Annotated in this window: 4 protein-coding genes; 2 read left to right on the top strand and 2 right to left on the bottom strand. The window is 72.4% G+C overall.

Annotation, left to right across the window (positions count from 1 at the left end; translation table 11 throughout):
- The coding region (locus tag NBW84_RS18885; RefSeq protein ID WP_250286066.1) for a nitrate- and nitrite sensing domain-containing protein at nt 1-3,287 on the bottom strand (3,287 nt) is incomplete at its 3' end.
- Nucleotides 3,288-3,896: 609 nt separating this feature from the next.
- Between NBW84_RS18885 and guaA the strand changes: the two genes are divergently transcribed.
- Nucleotides 3,897-5,438, top strand: a complete 1,542-nt coding sequence (gene guaA, locus NBW84_RS18880) for a glutamine-hydrolyzing GMP synthase (protein WP_250286067.1) — start codon at nt 3,897-3,899, stop codon at nt 5,436-5,438.
- A gap of 106 nt (nt 5,439-5,544) precedes the next feature.
- Here guaA and NBW84_RS18875 read toward each other — a convergent pair whose 3' ends face one another.
- Nucleotides 5,545-6,816, bottom strand: coding sequence for a threonine/serine dehydratase (locus NBW84_RS18875; RefSeq protein WP_250286065.1), 1,272 nt, complete (start codon nt 6,814-6,816; stop codon nt 5,545-5,547).
- A 477-nt stretch (nt 6,817-7,293) separates the two neighbouring features.
- Here NBW84_RS18875 and pcrA point away from each other — a divergent pair.
- The coding region (gene pcrA / locus NBW84_RS18870; RefSeq protein ID WP_250286064.1) for a DNA helicase PcrA at nt 7,294-9,603 on the top strand (2,310 nt) is incomplete at its 3' end.

Raw genomic sequence — 9,603 nt, 5'->3', positions numbered from 1 at the left:
GGTCCGGCCGGGGCACGCTGCGGCAGCGGTCCGGCCGGGGCACGCTGCGGCAGCGGTCCGGGGCGCTCCGGCGGGGCAGCGGCCCTCGGCCGGGCCGGCAGCGGATGCGGGGACGTCGGGGCCTGGCGCTGGAACCACGCGGAGACCGAATCGAAGATCGGGGTCGTGTCGTTGTCCTCGCCGTCCCGGTCGGCGGCCGGCTCCTCGGCACCGTCGGTACGGGAGGCCCGATCGACACTGTCGCCATAGGGCACGTCGTCACGGTAGGAGCCGTCACGGTAGGAGCCGTCACGGTAGGAGCCGTCACGGTAGGAGCCGTCACGGTAGGAGCCGTCGCGGTAGGAAACGTCGTCACGGTAGGAAACGTCGTCGCGCGCGGTCGGTGCCCGCTCCGTCCGGAAGTCGGGGCGCGGGCCGCCGCCCGCCGGGATGCCCGTCGGTAGTTCCCCGGTCTGGCCGCCGGTGACGGTGGGCTGGGAATAGGCGGCCGGCGGGGGAGCCTGCCGGCCGAACGGGAGCGTGTCGGGAGCGGGCACGACCGGTGCGCTGTCCGTGGTGATCCGGTCTGTCGGCCCGGGCGGGGCCGCTCCGGTCAGGTCGATGCCGCCGGTGCCCGGGGAGGCCGGGCCCACCGGATCCAGGTGCGCCGAACTGGTGCCGCTGGTGCCGCCGGCGAGGTCCAGGTAGGTCGCGCCGGTGCCCGGGCCGGAGGGGGTCCCCGCGCCCGGTCCCCGGGGGATCTCGTAGCTGCCGGTAGAGGGGTCGCTGTGGAAGGGTGGCGGATCGGCGTTCGGCTGGCGAGCCGTGGTTCTGGAGATCTCCAGCGGACCGGTGCCGGCGCCGAAGCCACCACCGGCCTCCAGCCGCTCCACTCCGAACTCGTCGAGGCCGGTGAACCGCTCGTCCGTAGCGGTGTGGCCCGCGCCGTTCCCGTTCCCGTTCCCGTTCATGCCCGGTACGGGCAGGGGGGGCGGCGCTCCGGGGCCGTTGCGCGAACCGGGCGGATGCGGGTCGTCGCCTTTTGGCAGGGTGTCCCTGTCGACGAACACGCGGTCGTTGGAGCCGCCCCGTGACATGCCGTTCGCCAGGGACGTCGCGTCGAGCCCCGCGTGGCCGTTGGACAGCGCCGGTGACAGGCCGTTGTCGAGCGTCGACCGACCGGCCGGGGAACGGCCGGTGACCAGCGGTGCCGTGGGGCGCGCCGGTGTGCTCGGGGCTGTCTCGCCGGCGACGACCTTGGCTGGCAGCCGTACCACGGCGGTGATCCCACCGGAGGCCGATTCGCGCAGCTGGACGTGGATGGCGTGCCGGCCGGCCAGCCGGCCGACCGCGAACAGGCCCATCGTGCGGGACACCGACACGTCGATGACGGGTGGGTTGGCCAGCCGCTCGTTGATGCGCTCGAGCTCCTTGGCCGGCATCCCGATGCCGCGGTCCTCGATCTCGATCGTCGCTCCGGCGCCAGGCCCCAGGGAGCGGCTGGTGACCTGCACATCGGTCGCCGGCGGGGAGAAGGAGGTGGCGTTCTCCAACAGCTCGGCGATGAGGTGCACGACGTCGCTGACGGCGTTGCCGGTGATCGACACCCCGGCCGCCGCCGTCTGCTTGACCCTCGTGTACTGCTCGACCTCGGAGATCGCGGCGAGGACGACCTCGTTGAGCGGGACGGGGTGGGTCCACCTGCGGGCCGTGTCGGTGCCGGCGAGCACCAGCAGGCTCTCGTTGTTCCGGCGCATACGGGTCGCCAGGTGGTCGAGCTTGAACAGGTTGGAGAGCTGGTCCGGGTCCTGCTCCCGGTTCTCCAGGTCGTCGATGAGCCGCAGCTGCCGTTCGACCAGCCCCTGGCTTCGCCGGGACAGGTTGACGAACATGGCGTTGACGTTGTTCCGCAGCACGGCCTGTTCGGACGCGAGGCGGACGGCCTCCCGGTGCACCTCGTCGAACGCGCGGGCGACTTCGCCGATCTCCTCGTCGGTGTTGATACCGACTGGTTCGATCTCGGTGTCGATGTCCTGGTCGGTGGAGTCGCGCAGCCGGCGGACCGACTCGGGCAGCCGGCGGCCGGCGACGTCCAGCGCGGCCGCGCGCAGCCCGAGCAGGGGGCGTACCAGGGAGCGGGCGACGATCATCGCGGCGAGCATGGCGGTCGTCAGGATGAGGACGATGAGCAGACCGGACAGCAGCGCTCGGCGCTGGATACCCGACCGCAGCGTGTCGACGCGGTTCTCGGTGTCGTTGTACAGGGAATCGATGATCTTGGCGTTGAGGTTCATCGTGCCCTGGGCCGACTGCAGCCACTTCAGGTCCTCGAGCGCGAGCGGCTGCCCGACCCGTCCTGTCAGGACGTTCTGCACCTCGTTGCTGGTCTCCGAGACGTCCGGGCCGACGAGCGTCTCCCGGTACACCCTGGCCTGCTCCGGGCTGGCCGCCGCCTCGAAACGGGAGATCTGGCTTTCGCGTTCCGTGTTCAGACCGACGAACAGCCGGTAGTCACCGCTGTCGAAGCGGCCCTGCTGGTTGATGCCGTGGATGAGGGACTGCTGGGCGGACAGGCGTTCCCACGCGCGGATGGCGGCGTCGAGGGTCTCCACGCCGGCGTTCAGCGTGGCGTCGTCCTGGCCCTGCGGGATGAGCGGCACCAGGCTGAGCAGGCTGTCGATCATCCCGGTGTAGGCCACCTGGACGGAGTTCGACGAAGCCAGGGTCAGCGCGGTCGCGCGCACGTTGGCCCGGTGCGACAGCCGGTCCGCGATCGACTGGAGCACTGTCCGGGTCTGCTCGGTGAACGCGTCCTGCTGGCCCCGGACGTTCTGCTCGTACTGCCGGGCCGCCTCGTCGACCTGCGCCTGCACCGTTCTGACGCGCTCGGGGACGCGGGAGCCCGGCTGCGGCGTGCCGCGTGAGGCGACATAACCGACCGTATAGGTACGCTCCTGCTCCAGCGCGGACACCAACGCCGTGGCGGCGCGGCTTATCCTCACCATGTCCTGGGCGCGGTTGACGTCCCGGGTACTGGTCAGCACGCTGTTGGCGCCCATCGCGGCGTTGACCAGAATCGCGACGATCGGGACCGCGAGGATCGCGATCAGCTTGGTACGGACCCGCCAGTTCGCCGGCGCGCTGAGCAGTGCTCTTACGTGTCGTATGCCGCCTGGGCCCCGTGATGTGATGGCTGGGGCGTCGACCTGAGACCCGCCGTCATCAGCGGACCGCTCCGGCTCCTGCGGTGTGACCTCGCCCGCCGGGGGAGCGTCGATGCCCGTGCCGGCTATCGGTTGTCTGCGCACGTACCTTCGCAACCTCTCCGCCAGCCTCCCGGAACAATGACGTACCGGGATGGCCCGGTATCGGGCCCGGATGTCCCTCGATAGGCACCATAGCGGTATGGCCGGCCATCCCGACACGCGCCTGCCCTAAACTAGATGTCCGCTTCCGATCCTTCCGTCCGGCCCGTTCCAGGGCCGTCCGCTGGCATGCCCGCGGCCTGGACGCGGTCTGGACGCGGTCTGCCCGAGGCCTGCCCGAGGCCTGCCCGAGGCCTGGACGAGGCCTGGACGAGGCCTGGACGGCTGGGCCGCCGGTTGCGCTGTCGCGCAGGTGCTTTTCCGGCTGCCGCGCCGGGCGTCGCGTCCGTCCTTCACGGGTCTGCCGCCTTCTCGGCCGGCCTGGCCGTTCTTCGCGATCCTGGCCCTCGGTGGGCCTGGCGTCTTCTCCGTAGGCTTGGCGTCGTGGACACCGCCATCTCGAAGCCGGCCGCCTCGACACCGGCCGCGGGCCCGACCGGCAACGGCCGAGGGGACGACGCGCCGGCCGCCCCCGGCCTCGCGTCCCCGGCCACCGACGCGTCCGCGGCCACCGACGCGTCCGGAGTCTCCCGCCCGGCTCACGACACGGTTCTGGTCGTCGACTTCGGCGCTCAGTACGCCCAGCTCATCGCCAGGCGGGTGCGGGAGTGCCACGTCTACTCGGAGATCGTGCCCTGGGACATCTCGGTCGCGGAGATCCTCGCCCGGCGTCCCGCCGCGGTGATCCTCTCGGGCGGGCCGAAGTCGGTCTACTCGCCGGGCGCCCCGGAGGTGGACCCCGCGCTCTTCCGTGCCGGGGTGCCGGTGCTGGGCATCTGCTACGGCCACCAGGTGATGGCGCACGCGCTGGCCGGGACGGTGGCCCGCACGGGCGTCGCGGAGTACGGCGCGACCCGCCTGACCGTCACCGCCGGCGGTGTCCTGTTCGCGGACCTGCCCACCACCCAGCAGGTGTGGATGTCCCACGGCGACTCGGTGACGGCGGCGCCGCCGGGGTTTGTGGTCACCGCGTCGACGCCGTCGACCCCGGTCGCGGCCTTCGAGGACGTCGCGCGCGGGCTGTTCGGCGTGCAGTTCCACCCGGAGGTGGTGCACAGCGACCGCGGCCTGGACGTCCTGCGGCGTTTCCTGTTCGCCGGCGCCGGCTGCCGGCCCAACTGGACGATGGTCAACATCGCGGACGAGGCGGTCGCGGCGGTCCGGGCCCAGCTCGGCGACGCGCGCGCGATCTGCGGGCTGTCCGGCGGGGTGGACTCGGCGGTGGCCGCGGCGGTCGTCCACCGCGCCGTGGGCGACAGGCTGACCTGCGTGTTCGTCGATCACGGCCTGCTGCGCGCGGGCGAGGCGGAGCAGGTGGAGAAGGACTTCGTCGCCTCGACCGGGGTCGAACTGGTGCACGTCAAGGCCGCCGACCGGTTCGCCGCGGCGCTCGCCGGCGTCAGCGACCCGGAGCGTAAGCGCAAGATAATCGGACGGGAGTTCATCCGGGTGTTCGAGGCCGCCGCCCGCGAGCTGGAGGCTCAGGCCGAGGCGGAGGGCTCCCGGATCGAGTTCCTGGTGCAGGGCACCTTGTATCCGGACGTCATCGAGTCCGGCTCGCCGACCGCGGCGAAGATCAAATCGCATCACAACGTCGGCGGGCTCCCCGAGGATCTGCAGTTCTCCCTGGTGGAGCCGTTGCGCACCCTGTTCAAGGACGAGGTGCGCCGGCTCGGCGAGGAACTCGGGCTGCCGGAGGAGATCGTCTGGCGGCAGCCCTTCCCGGGGCCTGGCCTGGCTGTCCGGATCATCGGTGAGGTCACCCCGCAGCGGCTGGCGACGCTGCGGGCCGCGGACGCGATCGTCCGCGGGGAGATCCGCCGGGCCGGGCTGGACCGCGAGATCTGGCAGGTGTTCGCGGTACTGCTGGCGGACGTCCGCTCGGTGGGGGTCCAGGGGGACGAGCGCACCTACGGGCATCCGGTCGTGCTGCGCGCGGTCACCAGCGAGGACGCGATGACCGCCGACTGGGCCCGGCTGCCCTACGACCTGCTCGAACGCATCTCGAACCGGGTGGTCAACGAGGTCGAGCAGGTCAACCGGGTGGTGTACGACATCACCTCGAAGCCTCCCGGCACCATCGAGTGGGAGTGACCCGGGCCGCGGCGGCCCGGCGCACCCGGCGCACCCGGCGTACGCAGGGAAGAAAGAAAAGGAAAAGAAGATGCGGTGCGACAAAGAAGAGCGGTGCGGCCGGACGTCACGCGGCGGGGATGCGCAGGGGCCCGGCGGCCAGAGCGCGGACACGGCCGGCGGTGACCGGGTCGATGTTGCCGCCGGAGAGGACCACCGCGGTCGGGCCCTGCGCGAGCTCGGGGTGACGCAGCAGCGCCGCCGTCCCCGCGGCCCCGGCGGGCTCCACCGTCTGGCCGTCGGCGCGCAGCAGCGCCGCCATCGCCTCCCACAGCGCGTCCTCGTCGACCGTGATCACATCGTCCACCAGGGCGGTGGCGAGCGCCAGGGTCAGGCTGCCCGGGGTCCGCACGGCTATGCCGTCGGCGATGGTGGCCGCCGGGACGCACACCGGCCGGCCGGCGCGCCAGGACAGGGCGAAGGCGGGCGCGCCCGCGGCCTGGACGCCGATCACCCGCACGTCGCGCCGCCGCTGTCTGATCGCCGCCGCTATCCCGCTGATCAGGCCGCCGCCACCGATACCCACCAGGACGGTCCGCAGGCCGGGGACCTGCTCGGTGAGCTCGAGCCCGATCGTGCCCTGCCCGGCGATCACGACCGGATCGTCGAAGGGATGCACCAGCAGCCCGCCGTGCCCGCGCGCGGTGGACTCGGCGGCCAGCAGGGCGGCGTCGATCCCGCCATGGACGTGCTCGACCCGCGCGCCGAGGCGGCGGGTGCGCGCGACCTTGACCGGGCTCGCACCGGCCGGGACGAAGATCGTGGCTGGGACGCCGAAGTGGGCCGCCGCGTACGCGACGCCCTGGGCGTGGTTGCCGGCGCTGGCGGCGACCACCCCCCTGGCCCGGACGGCGGGGTCGGCGAGCGCGATCCGGGCGAAGGCGCCGCGTAGCTTGAACGACGCGGTGCGTTGTTCATTCTCGCACTTCAGCCACACCGGCACGCCGGTCAGCCGGGACAGGTGAGCGCTGGGCGTGACCCTGGTCCGCCGGAGCACCGGCGCGAGGACGACCGCGGCTGTGGCGACGTCGATCGTGTCGCGGTCGACGGCCACCGTGTCTCGGTTCGTCGTGCCGCGGTTCGTCGTGCCGCGGTTCATGGTCTCGAGGGCCCGCGTGCCGTTAGCGCCGTCGGCGCCGTCCGTGGACGCCGCGGGCGCGCCGGATCTGGGTGGGACGTCGGTGTCGTCCGTACCGGCGCGGCCTGTCTCCCCGGTGGCGCGTGCCGTACCAGCGGCGCTACCAGCGGCGTCGGTCCCGCTCGTCCTGCCGGAGGTCTCTCCGGTGCTCTCTGTTCTCCCGCCGGTGGTACGTGTCGGGTTCTCGGTCGGTTGGCGCATCGTCGTGCTCCCGGTAGCTCGGCGGCCACCTCCGACGTGACCGCGGCAACAAAAAAAGCCCCCCGCCGAACTGGCAGGAGGGCGAGGCGCGCGGACCCGTCGGTGTCGCTCCGAAAGCACGTCGGGCTGAAAAGCCCGTCCGCGAGAGCAAGGTCGCGCGCCTAATTAATGATCATAATGTGCTGCGGCACCTTTTTATTTTGCTCTTGGGCGCTGGTGGTCGTCAAACCCGCCGGCCCGCCCGCGTGCCAGACGCCCGTCACACCCGGTGGCGGGACGGCGGCTACCGGTGGTGCGCACTATGAAGCGGGCTGTAGCGTGAACCGTGCTGTGGGTCGCCGAGCCACAGCACGGCGTGGTGTGGGTGTGACAGCCTGAACCGGGACGCCGGGTCGTGACGCGCACCGGGGCCTCGTAGGGTGAGAACCATGTACCGCCGTCGGACGAGCCGGGCGTCGAACGTATGATCGGAACCCTATGAGCGCGCTTCCCGGTGGCCCGTACCCCGACTTCGGCCCGTACTCGGGCTTCGGCCCGTACCCCGGCTTCGACGACGTCGCTGACGACCGGGACGAGCCGGCGTCGCCAACGGCTCCGGGTGTGCCGGGCGCTCGTCCCGCCACGCCCCGGCTCGCTCCCGACGCGCTGCTCGACGGCCTGAACCCGCAGCAGCGGGCGGCGGTCGTCCACACGGGCTCGCCGCTGCTCGTCGTCGCGGGCGCGGGCTCCGGCAAGACGCGGGTGCTGGCGAACCGGATCGCCTACCTGCTCGCCGCCCGCGGGGCCCGGGCCGGCGAGATCCTGGCGATCACGTTCACCAACAAGGCCGCGAACGAGATGAAGGAGCGGGTCGCCGCGCTCGTCGGCACCCGCACCCGGGCGATGTGGGTGAGCACCTTTCATTCCGCCTGCGTGCGCATCCTGCGGTCGCACGCCAAGCGCATCGGGTTCACCAGCAGCTTCTCGATCTACGACGCGGCGGATGCCCAGCGCCTGGTCACGCTGGTCGCGCGCGACCTGGACATCGACCCGAAGCGCTACCCGGCGCGCGCGCTCGCCACCGGGATCAGCAACCTGAAGAACGAGCTGGTCGACTGGGAGACCGCCATGAGCCGGGCGACCGGCCATGCCGAACGTGCCGTCGCCGAGGTCTACGGGCTCTACCAGCGCCGGCTGGCCGAGTCGAACGCGTTCGACTTCGACGACCTGATCATGACGACGGTGAACCTGCTGCAGGCGTTCCCGGACGTCGCCGAGCACTACCGACGCCGGTTCCGGCACGTCCTCATCGACGAGTACCAGGACACCAACCACGCCCAGTACGTCCTGGTGCGGGAACTGGTGGGGCAGGCGCCCCGGCTGACCGTCGACGGCGAGCCGGTACGGCCGGCTCCGGTGCCGCCGGGCTCCGACGCCGACGCCGACGGGCCCGCGGTGGGGCCGGCCGAGCTGTGCGTGGTCGGCGACGCCGACCAGTCGATCTACGCCTTCCGGGGCGCGAACATCCGCAACATCGTCGAGTTCGAGCAGGACTACCCCGACGCCACCGTGATCCTGCTGGAGCAGAACTACCGGTCCACGCAGACGATCCTGTCCGCGGCGAACGCGGTGATAGCCCGTAACGCCCGGCGCAAGCCCAAGCGGCTGTGGTCGGACGCCGGGGACGGCGAGAAGATCGTCGGCTATGTCGCGGACAGCGAGCACGGCGAGGCCGCCTTCGTCGCCGCCGAGGTCGACCGGCTCTCCGACGCCGAGCTGGCGCGTCCCGGCGAGGTCGCCGTCTTCTACCGCACCAACGCCCAGAGCCGGGTCTTTGAAGAGATCTTCATCCGGGTCGGCCTGCCCTACCGGGTGATCGGCGGGGTGCGCTTCTACGAGCGCCGTGAGGTCCGGGACCTGCTCGCCTACCTGCGGGTACTGGTGAACCCGGCGGACACGGTGAACCTGCGGCGCATCCTCAACGTGCCCAGGCGGGGGATCGGCGAGCGGGCCGAGGCGATGCTCGCCGCCTTCGCCGAACGTGAGCGCGTCCCCTTCGCCGACGCCCTGAACCGGGTGGACGAGGTCCCGGGCCTGGCCGCCCGGTCGGCGAACGCGGTCCGTGGTTTCGCCGCTCTGCTCGCCGAGCTGCGCACGGCCGTGGCCGACGGCCCGGTCGCGGCGCTGGAGACGGTGCTGGAGCGGACCGGTTACCTCACCGAACTGGCCGCCGCGGACGCCCTCGAGGCCGAGGGGCGGGCGGAGAACCTCCAGGAGCTGGCCAACGTCGCCCGGGAGTTCAGCGAGCAGTTCCCGCAGGGCTCGCTCGCGGACTTCCTCGAGCAGGTCTCCCTGGTCGCCGACGCCGACCAGGTGCCCGGCCCCGAGGATGGCGAGGGCGGCGCGGACGGCGCGGGCGGTGCCGCCGGGGCCGTCACCCTGATGACGCTGCACAGCGCCAAGGGGCTGGAGTTCCCGGTGGTCTTCCTCACCGGGCTGGAGGACGGTGTCTTCCCGCACCTGCGCACGCTCGGCGACTCCACCGAGCTCGAGGAGGAACGCAGGCTCGCCTACGTCGGCATCACCCGGGCGCGTGTCCGGCTGTACCTGACCCGGGCGGAGGTCCGCAGCGCCTGGGGCCAGCCGGCGTACAACCCGCCGTCGCGGTTCCTCGAGGAGGTACCGGCCGAGCTGGTCGGCTGGCAGGGGAACACCCAGCCGGCGTCGGCCGCCGCCCACCCGCGGACGAGCGCGTGGGGCTCGGCGCCCGCGGGGCCGTCCGGCGCGCGGGTCGGCGGGCTGCCGGGG

The sequence above is a fragment of the Protofrankia sp. CiP1_Cm_nod2 genome, assembly GCF_920664355.1.
Classification (GTDB): Bacteria; Actinomycetota; Actinomycetes; order Frankiales; family Frankiaceae; genus Protofrankia.
This window is presented reverse-complemented; position numbering and strand designations above follow the sequence as displayed.

Bases quoted from the DNA above. Each gene is read 5' to 3' on its own strand.
- NBW84_RS18875 (WP_250286065.1), bottom strand. From the start codon at position 6,816: ATGCGCCAACCGACCGAGAACCCGACACGTACCACCGGCGGGAGAACA.